The following is a 15,520-nucleotide window of genomic DNA, read 5'->3' as shown; positions in this document are numbered from 1 at the left end:
TCCCCGCGGGAAGCGCGACGGATATGCCGAGTCCGCTCTTCTATCTGCGTCCGTCAGGAAGCCGAGGCTTCGGGTGCCGCCGGCTCTTCGTCCTTGAACAGGCCGACGCGCAGGTTGCTGGCCCTGTAGATGACCTCGCCATCCGCCTTCATCCAGCCCTCGGCGATGCCGAGCTTCAGCTTGGAGCGCATGACGCGGCGAAATTCGACGCCGTATTCGACGAGCTTGATCTTCGGCGTGACCTGTCCGGTGAACTTGACCTCGCCGACGCCGAGCGCGCGGCCGCGCCCCTCTTCGCCGAGCCAGCCGAGATAGAAGCCGGTGAGCTGCCAGAGCGCGTCGAGCCCGAGGCAGCCCGGCATGACCGGATCGCCCTCGAAATGGCACTTGAAGAACCAGAGCGAGGGATCGACGTCGAACTCGGCCTTGATCGAGCCCTTGCCGAATTCGCCGCCATCGGTCGTTACCTCGGTGATGCGATCGAACATCAGCATCGGCGGCAGCGGCAATTGCGCATTGCCGGGACCGAACAGGGTGCCGTGACCGCAGGCGATCAGGTCGTCGTAGTCGTATCGGCTCTTGCCTGTCGCCATATCCGTCTGCATCCGCCTTTGGCTCGCCCGAGGGCCGTGGTTTCGGCGACGCCCTTAGCATGACGGGCGCCGTTGACAAACCGTCAACGTTTCCGCCCGAAGCATCGGGCTCGCGCTGCCGTTCGGCCTCAGATAGGCTGCTCCGGGCCGACAAGGAAGCCGCAAGCCGGACTTGCCATGACGAATTTGACGAAACGCCTGACCTTTTGCGGCGCACAAGTGGGCCTTTGCCTCCTCGCCGCGGCGCCGGCACCGGCGGCCACCGCATGGACGTCGGGCGGACAACGCGCCGGACTGGCCGCCAAGGGCGGCGGCGAGACGATCGGCTTCAGCTGCGCCGGCATCCCTGCGGGCCGCATGCGGCTCGTCCTCTCCGGCTTCGACGCCAAGCTCCTCCAGACGGATCTCGACTACACGGTGGTGGTGACGGTCGACGGCACGGCCTACCGCCAGTCCCTGCGAGCCGTCGCGGGCGCGCCGGGGCGCCGCGATCTTTCCATGACCGGGCCGAGCGGCGAGCTTCAGCCGCTCGTCGAAGCGCTGGCCGCGGGCGCCAAGGCCGAAATCGCCTCGCCGGCCGGACGCGAGCCGCTCTCGCTCAAGGGGTCCGGAAAGGCCCTGAAGGCGCTGCGTGCGGCCTGTTCGTAAGGTGCTCCGGCCCTCGTTTCGACACGGCGTCGCGAAAAAACATGACTCTGTCGGACATGAATTTGATCGAAACGCTCGAACCCTTTATATAGAGACAGACGAGACCGGCTCCGGGCACGGAGTGCGGTCCCTTTTCCAATGCGCATGATGGTGGCGATGGTGGCGACGAAAGCGATGAACCTCAGGAGCCGGAACGGGTCCTTCTGCGTGTTCGAGCGGCTGCGGAATGCAGGTCTGCGGCCGACGCGCCAACGCGTCGCCCTCTGCAACCTCATCTTCGGCTCCGGCGACCGCCATCTTTCGGCGGAAGAGCTGCACGAGGAGGCGCACCGCGCCGGCGAGCCCGTCTCTCTCGCGACCGTCTACAACACGCTCCACCAGTTCACCGATGTCGGCATCGTCCGCCCGCTGACCGGCGAGGGGCAGCGCACCTATTTCGACACGAACACCTCCGATCATCATCACTTCTTCATCGAAGAGGACAACCAGATGATCGACATCCCGACCGGCGGCATCAGCCTGTCGCAGCTGCCCGAGCCGCCCGAGGGCATGGAGATCGTGAACGTCGACGTCGTGGTGCGCCTGCGCCGCAAGGCGGCGCCGGCCATCTGAGGCCGCTTTCCGCAGAGCCTCCGCGGCCGATGCGACGATCATCGGACCTGAACAAACCCGTCATGCGAGCCGCGTGGCGGGTTTTTTCATGCGCGGCGTCCGGCGGTTCTTCACGAAGGCCCTTGCCAGAGGCATAAGTGTCCGCTTATGTATCAAGCATGATCGAGGGTGACGTCTTCAAGGCCTTGGCCGATCCGACGCGGCGTCGGATCTTCGAGAAGCTAGCGACCGGCAGCATGAACGCCAGCGCGCTTCGCGAAGGGATGGCGATCTCGCAACCGGCCATGTCCCAGCATCTCCAGGTGCTGCGGAACGCCGCGCTCGTGCGCGAGGAGCGGCAGGGCCGCACGGTCCGGTACGAGGTCGATCCCGAAGGGCTGGCTTCGATCGCGAACTGGCTTGCCAGATATCGGCTCTATTGGCCCGAGCGAATCGATGCTTTGCGCGACGTTCTGAAGGAGATCGACCAGTGACCGACGAAACCTCGTCCGATCTCGTTCTCGACTACGATCTGGATGCGCCGCCGCACAAGGTCTGGCGCGCCATCCACATCGCGGAAATCCGCCGCAGATGGTTGCCGGACGAGGCGCTGGCGGACCCGGCGCCCATCGAGACGATTCCCGAGCGCGAGGTCCGCTACCGGATGCGCGAGGCGCTGCCGCCCTTCCTGGAAAGCGTGGTCCGCTTTCAGCTGGCGCCCGACGGCCACGGGGGAACCCGGCTGAGGATCACCCACCAAGTGACGCATCCGCGACGCACCGGCCCTCCCGGCGCCGGAAACGGCAACGTCATGTGCTTCGCCCGCGCGGCCTGACGACGCCCGTCCGTCCCTGACATTCCAAGAAGAAGAGGAATTCGCCGATGCGCGAAGCGATGCAGCTCGTCCCTATGGTGGTGGAACAATCCAGCCGGGGGGAACGCTCGTTCGACATCTACTCGCGGCTGCTGCGCGAGCGGATCGTCTTTCTCAACGGCGAGGTCAACGACACGACCTCCGCCCTCGTCTGCGCGCAGCTTCTCTTTCTGGAGGCGGAGAACCCGAAGAAGCCGATCCATCTCTACATCAACTCGCCCGGCGGGGTGATCACCAGCGGCCTCGCGATGTACGACACGATGCGCTACGTCCAGGCGCCGGTGCACACGCTCTGCATGGGCACGGCGCGCTCCATGGGCTCCTTCCTCCTCATGGCGGGGGAGCCGGGCGAGCGCGCGGCCCTACCCAATGCCAGCCTCCACGTCCATCAGCCGCTCGGCGGCTTCCAGGGGCAGGCCTCCGACATCCTCATCCATGCCGAGGAGATGGCGCAGGTGAAGCGCCGCATGATCCGGCTCTATGCCGAGCATTGCGGCCGCAGCCTGGAGGAGGTCGAGCGGACCCTCGACCGCGACCGCTTCATGACGGCCGAGCAGGCGCTGGAATGGGGCCTCATCGACCGCATTCTCGATACTCGGGTTCGTCAGGAATAGGCGGGAACCGTTGACCCCGAAAGCCTGGCGACACGAGACCAGACCTCGTTCGGTTGGGAATGAACCTCACGCACTTCTCGTTTGGATGCGCATGGCGCATCGCTGATGGCCACCCCTGCATGACGAAACAGGACGCAGCGGAGATGGCTCGAAGTCTTTGAGTCCAAAAACAAAGGGGCCAGCGGCAAGGCTGGCCCCTCTCGATGATGTTGCCGTCAGGCCATGGCCCTTGAGGGCGTTAGAACGTGCGCTTGAACTCGATGAAGCCAGCGGTGGCGTCGAAATCGTTGACGATCGGCGAGGGCAGATCGATTTCGCGATAGGATACTTCGCCGAGGACCGAGAAGTTCGTCGTCAGGTTGTAGCCGACGTTGACCGCCGCACCCCAATACTCGGCAGCGCCGATGTTCTGCGTCGAGACGCCGTTTGCAACGCCTGCGGCATCGAACGACTGGACCGAGCGTTTGAGATCGAAGGTCTGCCCATAGACGCCGGAAACGGCGGTGAAGAGCTTGCCGAACTTCTGCTGGTAGCCCGCGCCGATCTGGAACTCGCTCGACAGGCGATAGGCCTGACCCGAGAGAGAGTCGATGATGATCGGAGCGCCGACGTTGACGCCAGCGGTCTGCGCCTGGAAGATGCCACCGGCACGGATATTGCCGCCAGGCGCAATATAGTTGCCGCCCGCGTCGCTGCTGTAGACGGTCGGATCGAACGCATAGGAGCCTTCGATCTTGAACTGCGAGCCCGTGGCGATCAGATCCTTCAGCGTAACGCCGCCCTTGAGCGCGAAGGCGCCGTCGTCCGCGTCGTTGAGGTCGCCGTTGTAGAAAGCCTCCAAACTGGGATCGAAGGCAGCGGTTGCCGGATTGTCGTAGATGAAGAAGTTCGAGTAGCTCGGGATCGCCACATTGGTCGCGGTCGAGGCCGAGGTGTTGAAGCGCCGGATGTTCGGCGCGTCGCTCGCCTGTTCGTCGTAGACGCCCGAGATGTAGGCCTCGCCCCAACCGCCCTTGTAGGCGAGTTGCCCGACCACGTCGGGAACGAAGTCACCCGAGCCGTCGTCTTCGAGCGAAATGGCAGCCGTGAAGCCGGCGGCGGCGAACGTATAGGAGATCCGGTTGTTGGAACGGTCGTAGAGCGACCAATCGTTGGACGTGAAGAGGCCGTCGCGCTCGGCCCAGAGCGAGTCGAGCTTGCCGACCGTCAAGCCGCCGAGCTGGAGATAGGCCTGATCCATGTCGACGCCGTTGTTGGCGGCGGACGTGTTCGTAGCCTGCAGGCGAGCGAAGGAGCGGAGCATGCCGAGCTCAGTGCTCTCGCGAGCATCGAATTCAAGGCGGGCACGCGTCCGGCTGACGACGTTGTAGTCGTCGTTGGACAGGCCACGCGTGAAGTAGCCGGGAATCGTCACTCCGCCGGCATCGGCCGGCAGCGTCGCGTTGGCGGACGTCACAGTCCTGGTGCCGGACGTGGTGGTGTAGACGCCGTTGGCCCCGGCGGGGCTGTTCAGGTTGTCGAGGTCGATATCGGCGTTGCCGGCAGAATCGGTTGCGATGATGCGCATGCGGACGTAGCCGCCGACCTTGAGGCAGGTCTCGGTGCCGGGGATGTAGAAGAAGCCGGTGCCGTAGGTGTCGCAGACGCGAACGTATTCAGCGGGCTCGGGCTCGACCATGGTGACGGCGTCTGCAGCGCGCGCGCCCGAGATTGCGACGAAAGCAGCCGCTGAGCCGAGAAGAAGGCTCTTGATGTTCATGTCCTGACTCCAGTCAGATTAACAGGTCAGGGACAGGCCTTGTTCGACGTTGAATCGTTCGACCCATTCCCTGAAAAGGCCCGGAAGAATTTCCTTTAGCCTTCCACACATTCATCTGAAATTGGATCGTCTTAAGCAAGTTGTCGAAGATCGAATGGAATTCAAAGGTTCCATTCGTTGCAATAGTATCACACACTCAGTAAATAACGCTTTTATGACGAATTAATTGCAGTACATTCAGTCGCTTACAGAAAACTGATTATTGAAGCCTTGCTTAGTATTGTTTCCGTCAGCATCCCTGAGGCGATGAATTGGCCTATTGGGAGGTCGTTCTACAGCCTTGGCGCGCGTCGATGCAGTCGCCGCATTCAGTTTCACGCAAGCTCCTGCGGGTCGAAGGCATGATGTTCGTGGACTGGGGGGGGGCGGTTCGAAGGTGGCTTGGCACTCGCGAAGGGCGAAAGCCGACGCATCGCGTCGATCCGGCCCACCGCACGCCGTGGTGTCTCGGCGCATCTTCAAAAAGGTTCGGTGGGCATGATCGTGCCGCTGCGAGCCGCCATGCGAAGCGCTCCGCGATCGGCCGGGAAAGCACCTTTATCGCGGCCCGAGACGACGCCCCTCGCCATCATTGCGACGACACGAACGTCATCGCGATCGTCGCGCTGGAGCCCGGTTTAGGCTCCGAGAGGCCGGGTGATGTGCGAATGCTGGAAGGAGCGCGAGAGCCCCGCGCGCGATCCGCCACCAGCCCCATCGTCTCATCCGGGAAGAGCGATCGCTCTTGAGAACGCTCTTCGGAAGGAGAGAATTGGCTTGATCCATCCGTCGGAATGCGGGGCGTTCTTAGAACCGCTCGTCCGGATAGACGCCCCACATCTCGTTTTGGCGCACGTAGCCGTCGCGGTTGGCGACCTCCACTTCGCACCAGCCGAGGCCGCATTCCTTCACCTTGGTGACCACGCCCGGCTCCATCTTGGCGACGAGGCCCGAATCGTCCGAGGCGCTGCGGCGCAGATCGACGGTGGCGCTCTTGCCGGCCAGCCACGGGGCGGCGATGGCGGTGCGCTCGCCCGAGAGAAGCGAGTGGTAGACCCAGCCTTCCGAGCCCTCCGAATCGCGCACGCGGCGCCAGAGCTCGTATTCCTGCACGACCTCCACCGGCAGGCCCGGCTTCAGATAGAGCCAGGAGACCGCATAGTCCTTGCCGGGGCCGACGCGAAGGTTCACCCGCGCCGACTTCAGCGAGACGAAGCGGGGGAGGGGGAGCTTCGAATAGGTGCCGGAAGGCGGTGCGCTCGCGCCCGGCGGCTCGCTCTCCGGGTCTGCCTCGATGGCGCGCGCGGCCCCGAGGGGCGCGGCGAAAAAGAGGGCGGCGGCGGCGCACAGAAGGAGGCGGCGAAGCGTCGGCAAGGAAATCTCCAGATGCGTAAGAGAGCCGCGGAGGCCAGCGGAGCGGGGCGATGCCGAACCATCCCGAAAGCCTTTGTTTTCGCGCGGGGCGCTTGCTAAGGACGAACGGTCGGCGGCACGGCCGACTATCGCTCCACGCGGTTAACAACCTCTTGCCATGAGGTGCGATCGGCCTTGCGGCGCTCGCCCGCGCGGCGTTCGAACGGTCTTGTTTCCGGCCTCCGAAGGGATCGGCCGGATGCGTCGAGCCGGACATGCAGAGCCGGACATGCCGAGCCGGAAACGTCGAGAAAAGGGCGCGCGATGACCGAGAGAGCCAAGCCGATTGTCGCGATCACGCGCAGACTGCCCGAGGCCATCGAAGCCCGCATGGCGGAGCTGTTCGAGGTGCGTCTCAACCGCGAGGACCGGCCGATGAGCCAGCCCGAGCTGGTGGCGGCGCTGCGCGAGGTCGACGTGCTCGTGCCCACCGTCACCGACCGGATCGACCGCTCGATGATCGCCCAGGCCGGCGAGCGGCTGAAGCTGATCGCCAATTACGGAAACGGCGTCGACAATATCGACGTCGACGCCGCCCATGCCCGGGGCGTCTTCGTCACGAACACGCCCAATGTCCTCGACGAGGACACGGCCGACATGACGATGGCGCTGATTCTCGCCGTTCCCCGCCGCCTCGTGGAGGGCGCGACGCGGCTGACCGCGGGCGATCGCTGGCCGGGCTGGTCGCCGACCTGGATGCTCGGGCGGCGCCTGTCGAAGAAGAAGCTCGGCATCATCGGCATGGGGCGCATCGGCACGGCCGTCGCGCGCCGGGCGCGGGCCTTCGGGCTGGAGATCCACTACCACAACCGCAAGCCCGTGAGCCCCAAGACCGAGGCCGAGTTCGGCGCGATCTACTGGGAGAGCCTCGACCAGATGCTGTCTCGGATGGACATCCTCTCCGTGAACTGCCCCTACACGCCGGCGACCTACCACCTTCTCTCCGCCCGTCGCCTCGCGCTGATCCAGCCCCATTCCTTCATCGTGAACACGGCGCGAGGCGAGATCATCGATCAGCCGGCGCTGGTGAAGCGCATCGAGGACGGGCAGATCGCGGGCGCCGGGCTCGACGTCTTCGAGGGCGAGCCGGCGGTGGACAAGCGCCTGATGCGGCTCGCGGCGGAAAACCGCGTGGTGCTTCTGCCCCATATGGGCTCGGCGACGCTGGAGGCGCGGCTCGACATGGGCGAGAAGGTCATCATCAACATCCGCACGCTGATGGACGGCCACCGCCCGCCCGACCGCATCCTGCCCGGCCGAATCTGAACCCGTTTCGTCCTTTCCGGCATCGATCCGGCCTCCGCCCTCTTCGCGCTGCAGCAGGGCGCTTCGCGGCCGCAGGATGGACAGGACGCCTGACTTGCGATCCCCTCCCGGGAAAACGGATTCAACGGGAGGAACAGGCATGAGCGAGACGCTCGAACGACCCGCGGCGACGCCCGGCACGGCCCCGGCCGGCGACACCGCGCCCCGCGCCGCAGTGAAGGCCTGGCTCGGCCGCTTCGAGGCGGCGCTCGCCGCTTCCGACATCGAGGCATCCGTCGAGCTTTTCGCCGAGACGAGCTTCTGGCGCGACCTCGTCGCCTTCACCTGGAACATCACCACCGTCGAGGGACGGGAGGGCGTGCGCGATCTTCTGGGCGCGACGCTCGCCGAGACGCGGCCGAGCAACTTCCAGATCGAGGAGGAGCCGACGGAAGCCGGCGGCGTCACCGAGGCCTGGATCACCTTCGAGACCGGCGTCGCGCGCGGCCGCGGGCACCTGCGCCTGAAGGACGGCAAGGCCTGGACGCTGCTGACCACCGCCTACGAGCTGAAGGGTTTCGAGGAGCCTCTGAGCGAGCGCCGCCCCATGGGCGCCGAGCATGGGGCGAATCGCGACCGCAAGACATGGTCGGAGCGGCGCGAGGCGGAGGCGAAAAGCCTCGGCTACGACACGCAGCCCTTCGTGCTCGTCGTCGGCGGCGGACAGGGCGGCATCGCGCTCGGCGCGCGCCTGCGCCAGCTGGGCGTTCCCGCCATCATCATCGATGCCAACGACAGACCCGGCGATGCCTGGCGCAAGCGCTACAAGTCGCTCTGCCTGCACGATCCCGTCTGGTACGACCACCTGCCCTACATGGACTTTCCGAAGAACTGGCCCGTCTTCGCGCCGAAGGACAAGATCGGCGACTGGCTGGAAATGTACACCCGCGTCATGGAGCTGAACTACTGGTCGAAGACGCGCGCGACCAATGCCCGCTTCGACGAGGCCGCCGGCGAATGGGTCGTGACGGTGCTGCGCGACGGGAAGGAGCTGACCCTGCGCCCGAAGCATCTGGTCCTGGCGACCGGCATGTCCGGCAAGGCGAACAAGCCGAACTTCAAGGGCATGGAGCGCTTCAAGGGCGAGCAGCAGCACTCGTCCGAACATCCCGGCCCCGACGCCTACAAGGACAAAAAGGTCGTCGTGATCGGCTCCAACAACTCGGCCCACGACATCTGCGCGGCCCTGTGGGAGGCGGGCGCCGACGTCACCATGGTCCAGCGCTCCTCCACCCATATCGTGAAGTCCGACACGCTGATGGAGAAGAGCCTCGGCGATCTCTATTCGGAGCGCGCCCTGAAGGCCGGCATCACGACCGCCAAGGCCGATCTCATCTTCGCCTCCGTGCCCTTCAAGATCATGCACGAGTTCCATATCCCGCTCTACGAGGAGATTGCGCGGGTGGATGCCGACTTCTACGGGGCGCTGGAGGCGGCGGGCTTCCGCAACGATTTCGGCGTGGACGGCTCCGGCCTCTTCATGAAGTATCTGCGCCGGGGCTCCGGCTACTACATCGACGTCGGCGCCTCGCAGCTCATCATCGACGGCAAGATCAAGCTGAAGGGCGGGCAGGTCGAGGAGATCACCGAAACCGGCGTCAAGCTCGACGACGGCACCGAGCTTCCCGCCGACCTCATCGTCTATGCCACCGGCTACGGCTCGATGAACGGCTGGGTGGCCGACCTTATCGACCAGGAGGCGGCGGACAAGGTGGGCAAGGTCTGGGGCCTCGGCTCCGACACGACCAAGGACCCCGGCCCCTGGGAGGGGGAGCTCCGCAACATGTGGAAGCCGACGCAGCTGCCGAACTTCTGGTTCCACGGCGGCAACCTGCACCAGTCCCGCCACTACTCGCAATATCTGGCGCTGCAGCTCAAAGCCCGGCTCGAGGGCATTCCGACGCCGGTCTACAAGCTGGCGGAAAGCCATCACGCGAGGTGATGGTATTGAGTCAGGGGGCGCTTCGAGGGCGTCGGCGCGAAGCACCCCCCTCTGCCTTGCCAGGCATCTCCCCCGCAAGGGGGGAGATCGGGCAGCTTCCAGGGCGGGGATCGACCTTGAGCCGTCCTCAACGAGGCTGATCTCCCTCCTTGCGGGGGAGATGGCCGGCAGGCCAGCGGGGGGTGCCTCGCTCAAACCTTCCAAGGGCAGCCCCCGATTCGCCCGTTACTAGCTGGCCCTTAACCTGCGGACGCCACTCCACCCGAACGCCTGCGCCGATACCGGATCTCCTCGAACCGCATGGTCAGCGCGTCCACCATCAGGAGCCGCCCGATCAGCGGGTCGCCGATCCCGCAGATGCGCTTGACCGCCTCGGCCGCGGCGAGCGTGCCGAGAATACCCGTGACGACGCCGAGAATGCCCGCCTCCGCGCAGGAGGCGACGAGGCCGGCGGGCGGCGCTTCGGGAAAGAGGTCGCGATAGGACGGGTTCGCTCGTCCTGCCTCGTCGCTCTCGTAGGGTGCGAGCACGGTCAGCTGCCCGGCGAAGCGGTTGACGGCGGCGAGCACCAGCGGCCGGCGGACCGCCGCGCAGGCGTCCGCCATCAGGTAGCGCGTCGCGAAATTGTCGGAGCCGTCGAGAACGAGGTCGTAGGCCTCGATGATTCCGGCCGCGTTGTCGGCGGTGAGGCGGACGGGATGGGGCTCGAAGCGGACATGCGGATTGAGATCGGCCACGGTCTCCCCCGCGCTCTCGACCTTCGGCCGGCCGATGTCGCGGGTGGCATGCAGGACCTGCCGCTGGAGGTTGGAGAGCGAGACGGTGTCGTCGTCGGCGACGCCGATCGTGCCGATGCCGGCGGCCGCGAGATAGAGGATCGCGGGCGAGCCGATGCCGCCGGCCCCGACGACGAGCACGCGCGCGCGCTTCAGCGCCTGCTGCCCGCCCCCGCCGACCTCCGGCAGGATGATGTGACGCGCATAGCGCCCGATCTCGTCGGGGGTGAGAGGGGTTGCGCTCATGCCGCGATCCTTCCGCCGGCGACGGGAAGCATCTGCGCCCGCGCCCCCAATGCCTCGAAGAGCGAGGCGTCCGTTCCCGTCATGAAACACTGGACGCCGAGGCTCTCCACGATGTCGAAGAGGCCGGCGCGGCGCCTCGGATCGAGATGGGCCGCGACCTCGTCGAGGAGAAGCAGCGGCGCCAGCCCGCTGACGGCCGAGACGAGCCGCGCATGCGCCAGGATCAGCCCGATCAGCAGCGCCTTCTGCTCGCCCGTCGAGGACAGGGCGGCCGGCATGTTCTTCGCCCGGTGCGTGACGGCGAGATCCGCCCGGTGCGGCCCCTCCAGCGTGCGCCCCGCCGAGCGGTCGAGCCCGCGCTGACGCGCGAGGCGCGCTCTGGCCTCGTCCTCCAGATCGACGGCCGGCCCGACCGGTTCGCCGAATCCGTAGCCGCTGGAAAGCTCCAGATCGCCCTGCGGGAAGGGTGCGTCCGTGCCGGCCTCGTCGATCATCGCCGCCATCAGCCGCACCAGTTCCGCCCGCGCGGAGGCGATGGCGACGCCGAGCTCGGCCATCTGCATTTCCAGGCCGGACAGCCAGGAATCGTCGTCGCGCCCGTCCTGCAGCAGCCGGTTCCGCGAGCGCATGGCGCGTTCGTAATCGGCCGCCCGCCGCCCGTGGGCGGGGTCCACGGCGAGAACGAGCCGGTCGAGAAAGCGCCGCCGGTCGCCGGCCGGGCCGGTGAAGAGCCCGTCCATCGCCGGCGTCAGCCAGAGGATGCGCAGATGGTCGAGCAGCTCCTCCGCGCTGCGCGCCTGCGTCTGATTGATGCGCACGCTGCGCGTCAGGCCAGCGCCCGGGGACCCGCCCGGCTCGGATCGCGCGATGGTCAGAAGGTCCAGCACCTCGCCCCGCGAATGCAGCCGGGCGCCGACGGAAAAGCCGGCCGCGCCTTCGCGCAGGATTTCGCCATAGGCGGCCCGGCGAAGGCCGCGCCCCGGCGTCAGCAGCGAGATGGCCTCCAGGAAGTTCGTCTTGCCCGCCCCGTTCTCGCCGGCCAGCACGACGAAGCCCGGCGACAGCGCGACCTCCAGGGCGGCATAGTTCCGAAACTCGGCCAGCCGCAGACGCGACAGCGCGACCGAGGGCGCTTCAGCTCCCGCGTTCGGGCCGGCGATGCCCGCGATGGCTCCAGCGCCCTCCGGCGCGTCCATCGTCAGACGCGCATCGGCATCAGGACGTAGAGCGTGCCGTCGTCACCGCCGTCCTTGATCAGCGTCGGAGAGCCGGCATCGGCCAGCATGAAGACGGCGGAATTGCCGGAGAGCTGGCCGGTGATGTCGAGCAGATACTTGGCGTTGAAGCCGATCTCGATGTCCTCGGACTCGTAGCCGACGGCCAGTTCCTCCGTCGCGGTGCCGGCATCGGGGCTGTTCACCGTCAGCGTCAGCTGCCCGTCGGACACGGCGAGCTTCACCGCCCGCCCGCGCTCGGAGGAGATGGTGGAGACGCGGTCGACGGCGGCCGAGAAGCTCTGCCGGTCGAGCGTCAGCGCCTTGTCGTTGCCCTGCGGGATCACGCGCTGATAGTCGGGGAAGGTGCCGTCGATCAGCTTGGAGGTCATGACGACCTCGCCGATCGTGAAGCGGATCTTGGAATCGGAGAGCTCGACGCCGACCGGGTCCTCGGTCCCGTCGAGAAGCTTCTGCAACTCGCCCACCGTCTTGCGGGGCACGATGATGCCGGGCATGCCCTCCGAGCCGACGGGCGCCTCCATCTCGGCGCGGGCGAGGCGATGGCCGTCGGTCGCGACCGCCCGGAGCGCGAGCTTGCCGTCCACCTCGATCGTGTGGAGGAAGATGCCGTTCAGATAGTAGCGCGTCTCCTCGGTGGAGATCGCGAACTGCGTGCGCTCGATGAGGCGCGCCAGCGCGGAGCCGGCGATCTTGAAGCCGTGGCTGAAGCTGCCGGCGGTGATGTCCGGGAAATCCTGCTCGGGCAGGCATTGCAGCCGGAAGTTCGAGCGGCCGGAGGTCACCGTCATGTGGGTGCCGTCGGCATTGGTGGCGAGCTTCACCTCCGCGCCGTCGGGCAGCTTGCGCACGATGTCGTAGAGAAGATGGGCCGGCACGGTCGTGCCGCCCTCCTGCTCGCCGTTCGCCGCCACGGTCTCGGTGATCTCGAGATCGAGATCGGTCGCCTTCAGGCGGAGCGCGCCGCCTTCGGTGCGAACGAGAACGTTGGAAAGGATCGGGATCGTGTTCCGCCGCTCCACCACGCGATGGACGTGGCTCAGCGTCTTCAGGAGGTTGGACCGCTCGATGATGATGCGCATGATGGAGACCGTTCGGGGACGCCCGGCACGGCTGGGGGCCGGGCCTTTCACAGAGGTCCGAACCTTGTAGAGCAAGGAGCGGGAGGGGGGAAGGCGGGCCGTGCGACACGCACGCACAAGTGGCCCGAGCGCGGAAGGGCTCAGGCGGCTTCGATGTCGGTGTGGACGAAGTCGTCGCCCTTGAAGAGGAGCGAGAGGTCGTGATGTCGTGCGCAGGCATAGGCGAAGCAGTCGCCGAAGTTCAGATCCGCCTTGTGTCGGCCGCGCCCGTAGCGGCGTGACGCTTCTACGGCGAGAGCGCCGATTTCGGCCGTGACGGGGAGGATCTGAGCGTTGCCGCTCTCCAAGAACCGATGAACCATACTCTCGGCTCGCTCGAACGAGATGGCCTGGATGCGAACCAGTGCCGTCACCGCTTCCCAAATTGCCAGTGGCGAAGTGAAACGGCGAGCATGCAAAGCGTACTTTTGGTTGAGACTTTTCCAGTCGTCCTCTTTGGCAATGATCCCAACGATCGCCGATGCATCGAGAAAGAGGGTCAAACATTCCCCCCCAGATCGTCAAAAAAGGCCTTGTCGGCTTTCAGCCCGGTCGGGGGCAGAGAAGCGAATTCCTCCTGAATACGGGTGACGTCCCGGAAAATTCGGTCGACCTCGACCTGGCGCAGAAGCTCCGCCTCCATCGCCCGCCGAACCACATCCTCCGCCGTGCTGCCGCTCTCGCGCGCCAGCCGCTGGATCATGTCGACCGTTTCGGCATTCCTGATCGTGAGGCTCATCGTGCTTCCCCGCCGTCCGTGCTGCACTCAACATAAGCGCCGCACGATCCGACGGGAAGCGGATCAATCCTCGATCATGCGGCGGATGAGGTCGAGCTCCTCGCCGAGCTTCTCGTCCGCGAGGCGTTCGCCCTCGATCTTGCGCACGGCATGGAGCACCGTCGTGTGGTCGCGCCCGCCGAAGCGGCGGCCGATCTCGGGCAGCGAGCGCGGCGTCATGGTCTTGGCCAGATACATCGCGATCTGGCGGGGGCGCACGATGGTGCGCGTGCGCCGGGCCGAGAGAATGTCGGTCTTCGACACGTTGTAGTGCCGCGAGACGAATTTCAGGATGTCCTCGATGCGAACCCGCTTCTCGCCGCCGGTGCGGGTCAGCGAGTTCAGGAGATCGTCGAGATGCTCGGCCGAGAGCGGCTGGCCGACGGCATGGCGGAAGGCGATCTGGTTGAAGGCGCCCTCCAGATCGCGCCCCGAGCCGACGACGCGCCGGGCGATCGTGTCGACCACCTTCTCGTCGATCGCAAAGCTCGGGTCCTCGACCTTCATGGCCGTGATCCGCGTCTCCAGGATGCTCTTGCGCATGTCGAGATCGGGCGCGGCCATCTCGATGGCGACGCCGCCGGAGAGGCGCGAGCGAACGCGGCTGTCGAGCGATTCCAGCTCGAAGGCCGGCCGGTCCGCGGCCACGATCACCTGGCGCGCGCTGTCGATCAGCGCGTTGAGGAGGTGGCAGAACTCCTGCTGGATCGACTTGCCTTGCAGGAACTGCATGTCGTCGATGACGAGAATGTCGATCCCGCGCAGCGTTTCCTTGAAGGAGAGCGCCTGGTTGTCGCGGATGGCGGTGGCGAAGCGCCACATGAAGTACTCGGCCGTCAGATAGACGACGCGCGGACGGTCCTCGCGCCGCACGGCGGCATTGGCGATGGCCTGGAGAAGATGCGTCTTGCCGAGGCCGACCTGCGCGTGGACGAAGAGCGGGTTGAAGCGCACGGACTGCGGGCCGTTCTCGGCGATGGCGCGGGCGGCGGCCAGCGCGACGCGGTTCGACGAGCCTTCCACGAACGTATCGAAGACGTAGCGCGGATCGAGCGGCGAGCCGAACTCGGAGCCCTGGCGGGCACCCTCGTCGAGGCCGGCCTCGAAGGCTCTGGGCGCGGCGGTGGCCGGCCGCTCGGCATCGCTCGGCCGCATCGGCTTCGGCGCGTTCGCGGCCGGGCGCAGGGCGAGCGGCTCGCCCGCGCTCCGGGAGGCGCCGGCGGGAAGCGTCAGGCCCGCGCCGCGGACGGCGCTGCGAACGGCCAGATCGACCTTCAGCGTGCCCGGAATCTCCTCGGCGAAGGTCGCGAGCAGCATCTCGCCGTAATGCGACTGAATCCAGGTCTTCAGAAAGGCGGTCGGCACGGAGACGCGCACGGTGCCGCGGCCGATCTCGTCGATCTTCATGCGCTGGAACCAGCTGGCGAAGATGTCCTGCCCGAGCTGCGCCTTCAGGCGGGCCTTCACGCGGTCGAGGATATCCCCGTCCGGCCGTCCGGCATCGCCTGTCTCGATCATGCTTCGGTCCATCGTCTGCTGGTGTCTGGATGCGGCGGGCCCTCGAAAGGCGCCGGCCGGGAGCGATG

General features: G+C 66.5%; 16 protein-coding genes and 1 pseudogene. 7 read left to right on the top strand and 10 right to left on the bottom strand.

What is annotated here, in order from left to right; all coding sequences use genetic code 11:
* Positions 1 to 53 precede the first annotated feature (53 nt).
* Positions 54 to 593, bottom strand: coding sequence for a bifunctional 3-hydroxydecanoyl-ACP dehydratase/trans-2-decenoyl-ACP isomerase (fabA, locus tag ASG62_RS10210; RefSeq protein ID WP_056689398.1), 540 nt, complete (start codon positions 591 to 593; stop codon positions 54 to 56).
* Between the two features lie 177 nt (positions 594 to 770).
* On the opposite strand from fabA, the gene ASG62_RS10205 reads away from it, so the two are divergent.
* The 5 genes from ASG62_RS10205 to ASG62_RS10185 all read left to right on the top strand — a co-directional run bounded on the left by ASG62_RS10205 (position 771) and on the right by ASG62_RS10185 (position 3,320).
* Positions 771 to 1,241: a hypothetical protein gene (locus ASG62_RS10205; RefSeq protein WP_057180374.1), complete on the top strand. Its 471-nt coding sequence runs from the start codon at positions 771 to 773 to the stop codon at positions 1,239 to 1,241.
* Positions 1,242 to 1,415: 174 nt separating this feature from the next.
* Positions 1,416 to 1,853, top strand: coding sequence for an iron response transcriptional regulator IrrA (gene irrA / locus ASG62_RS10200; RefSeq protein ID WP_056689397.1), 438 nt, complete (start codon positions 1,416 to 1,418; stop codon positions 1,851 to 1,853).
* A gap of 158 nt (positions 1,854 to 2,011) precedes the next feature.
* Positions 2,012 to 2,326, top strand: coding sequence for an ArsR/SmtB family transcription factor (locus ASG62_RS10195; protein WP_056688760.1), 315 nt, complete (start codon positions 2,012 to 2,014; stop codon positions 2,324 to 2,326).
* On the top strand, positions 2,323 to 2,667 hold the full coding sequence (locus ASG62_RS10190) for an SRPBCC family protein (RefSeq protein WP_056688757.1): 345 nt from the start codon (positions 2,323 to 2,325) through the stop codon (positions 2,665 to 2,667). Before ASG62_RS10195 ends, ASG62_RS10190 begins: the two co-directional genes overlap by 4 nt.
* 47 nt (positions 2,668 to 2,714) lie before the next feature.
* Complete coding sequence (locus ASG62_RS10185) at positions 2,715 to 3,320, top strand: ATP-dependent Clp protease proteolytic subunit (RefSeq protein WP_056688754.1); 606 nt, start codon at positions 2,715 to 2,717, stop codon at positions 3,318 to 3,320.
* A 238-nt stretch (positions 3,321 to 3,558) separates the two neighbouring features.
* Here ASG62_RS10185 and ASG62_RS10180 read toward each other — a convergent pair whose 3' ends face one another.
* The 3 genes and pseudogenes from ASG62_RS10180 to ASG62_RS10175 all read right to left on the bottom strand — a co-directional run bounded on the left by ASG62_RS10180 (position 3,559) and on the right by ASG62_RS10175 (position 6,492).
* Positions 3,559 to 4,887 (bottom strand): porin, encoded by a 1,329-nt coding sequence (locus ASG62_RS10180; RefSeq protein ID WP_413814198.1) that lies wholly within the window; start codon positions 4,885 to 4,887, stop codon positions 3,559 to 3,561.
* Positions 4,879 to 5,079 (bottom strand): annotated as a pseudogene (locus ASG62_RS28005) (porin); the annotation flags it as partial. The gene ASG62_RS10180 and the pseudogene ASG62_RS28005, both read right to left, overlap by 9 nt.
* Positions 5,080 to 5,925: 846 nt before the next feature.
* Entirely contained in the window at positions 5,926 to 6,492 is a 567-nt protein-coding gene (locus ASG62_RS10175; protein ID WP_082536892.1) for an SH3 domain-containing protein, read from the bottom strand.
* Positions 6,493 to 6,795: 303 nt separating this feature from the next.
* Here ASG62_RS10175 and ASG62_RS10170 point away from each other — a divergent pair, with 303 nt between their 5' ends.
* Together ASG62_RS10170 and ASG62_RS10165 are read left to right on the top strand one after the other, a co-directional pair.
* On the top strand, positions 6,796 to 7,797 hold the full coding sequence (locus ASG62_RS10170) for a 2-hydroxyacid dehydrogenase (RefSeq protein WP_056688743.1): 1,002 nt from the start codon (positions 6,796 to 6,798) through the stop codon (positions 7,795 to 7,797).
* Between the two features lie 139 nt (positions 7,798 to 7,936).
* Positions 7,937 to 9,778: an NAD(P)/FAD-dependent oxidoreductase gene (locus ASG62_RS10165; protein ID WP_056688740.1), complete on the top strand. Its 1,842-nt coding sequence runs from the start codon at positions 7,937 to 7,939 to the stop codon at positions 9,776 to 9,778.
* 239 nt (positions 9,779 to 10,017) lie between these two features.
* Here ASG62_RS10165 and moeB read toward each other — a convergent pair whose 3' ends face one another.
* The 6 genes from moeB to dnaA form a co-directional block, all read right to left on the bottom strand.
* Positions 10,018 to 10,800: a molybdopterin-synthase adenylyltransferase MoeB gene (moeB, locus tag ASG62_RS10160; RefSeq protein ID WP_056688738.1), complete on the bottom strand. Its 783-nt coding sequence runs from the start codon at positions 10,798 to 10,800 to the stop codon at positions 10,018 to 10,020.
* Positions 10,797 to 11,996 carry a DNA replication/repair protein RecF gene (recF, locus tag ASG62_RS10155; protein WP_082536891.1) on the bottom strand — a complete coding sequence of 400 codons (1,200 nt, stop codon included), beginning with the start codon at positions 11,994 to 11,996 and terminating at the stop codon, positions 10,797 to 10,799. The genes moeB and recF overlap by 4 nt, the downstream gene beginning before the upstream one ends.
* Before the next feature lie 2 nt (positions 11,997 to 11,998).
* Positions 11,999 to 13,117 carry a DNA polymerase III subunit beta gene (gene dnaN / locus ASG62_RS10150; protein WP_056688735.1) on the bottom strand — a complete coding sequence of 373 codons (1,119 nt, stop codon included), beginning with the start codon at positions 13,115 to 13,117 and terminating at the stop codon, positions 11,999 to 12,001.
* Between the two features lie 140 nt (positions 13,118 to 13,257).
* On the bottom strand, positions 13,258 to 13,659 hold the full coding sequence (locus ASG62_RS10145) for a type II toxin-antitoxin system VapC family toxin (protein ID WP_056688732.1): 402 nt from the start codon (positions 13,657 to 13,659) through the stop codon (positions 13,258 to 13,260).
* Positions 13,656 to 13,895: a type II toxin-antitoxin system VapB family antitoxin gene (locus tag ASG62_RS10140; protein WP_056688729.1), complete on the bottom strand. Its 240-nt coding sequence runs from the start codon at positions 13,893 to 13,895 to the stop codon at positions 13,656 to 13,658. The genes ASG62_RS10145 and ASG62_RS10140 overlap by 4 nt, the downstream gene beginning before the upstream one ends.
* A 63-nt stretch (positions 13,896 to 13,958) precedes the next feature.
* Positions 13,959 to 15,452: a chromosomal replication initiator protein DnaA gene (gene dnaA, locus ASG62_RS10135; protein ID WP_413814190.1), complete on the bottom strand. Its 1,494-nt coding sequence runs from the start codon at positions 15,450 to 15,452 to the stop codon at positions 13,959 to 13,961.
* Between the last annotated feature and the right edge of the window lie 68 nt (positions 15,453 to 15,520).

Origin of the sequence: Aureimonas sp. Leaf427 (assembly GCF_001425485.1) — a bacterium.
GTDB lineage: Bacteria > Pseudomonadota > Alphaproteobacteria > Rhizobiales > Rhizobiaceae > Plantimonas.
Note: the sequence above shows the minus strand (reverse complement) of the source record. Positions and strands in the feature narration are given on the sequence as shown.

Excerpts from the sequence above, each read along its gene's own strand:
- fabA (WP_056689398.1), bottom strand. The coding sequence starts at position 593 with ATGGCGACAGGCAAGAGCCGATACGACTACGACGACCTGATCGCCTGC.
- ASG62_RS10205 (WP_057180374.1), top strand. The coding sequence starts at position 771 with ATGACGAATTTGACGAAACGCCTGACCTTTTGCGGCGCACAAGTGGGC.
- irrA (WP_056689397.1), top strand. The coding sequence starts at position 1,416 with ATGAACCTCAGGAGCCGGAACGGGTCCTTCTGCGTGTTCGAGCGGCTG.
- ASG62_RS10195 (WP_056688760.1), top strand. The coding sequence starts at position 2,012 with ATGATCGAGGGTGACGTCTTCAAGGCCTTGGCCGATCCGACGCGGCGT.
- ASG62_RS10185 (WP_056688754.1), top strand. The coding sequence starts at position 2,715 with ATGCGCGAAGCGATGCAGCTCGTCCCTATGGTGGTGGAACAATCCAGC.
- ASG62_RS10180 (WP_413814198.1), bottom strand. The coding sequence starts at position 4,887 with ATGCGCATCATCGCAACCGATTCTGCCGGCAACGCCGATATCGACCTC.
- ASG62_RS10170 (WP_056688743.1), top strand. The coding sequence starts at position 6,796 with ATGACCGAGAGAGCCAAGCCGATTGTCGCGATCACGCGCAGACTGCCC.
- ASG62_RS10165 (WP_056688740.1), top strand. The coding sequence starts at position 7,937 with ATGAGCGAGACGCTCGAACGACCCGCGGCGACGCCCGGCACGGCCCCG.
- moeB (WP_056688738.1), bottom strand. The coding sequence starts at position 10,800 with ATGAGCGCAACCCCTCTCACCCCCGACGAGATCGGGCGCTATGCGCGT.
- recF (WP_082536891.1), bottom strand. The coding sequence starts at position 11,996 with ATGGACGCGCCGGAGGGCGCTGGAGCCATCGCGGGCATCGCCGGCCCG.
- dnaN (WP_056688735.1), bottom strand. The coding sequence starts at position 13,117 with ATGCGCATCATCATCGAGCGGTCCAACCTCCTGAAGACGCTGAGCCAC.
- ASG62_RS10140 (WP_056688729.1), bottom strand. The coding sequence starts at position 13,895 with ATGAGCCTCACGATCAGGAATGCCGAAACGGTCGACATGATCCAGCGG.
- dnaA (WP_413814190.1), bottom strand. The coding sequence starts at position 15,452 with ATGATCGAGACAGGCGATGCCGGACGGCCGGACGGGGATATCCTCGAC.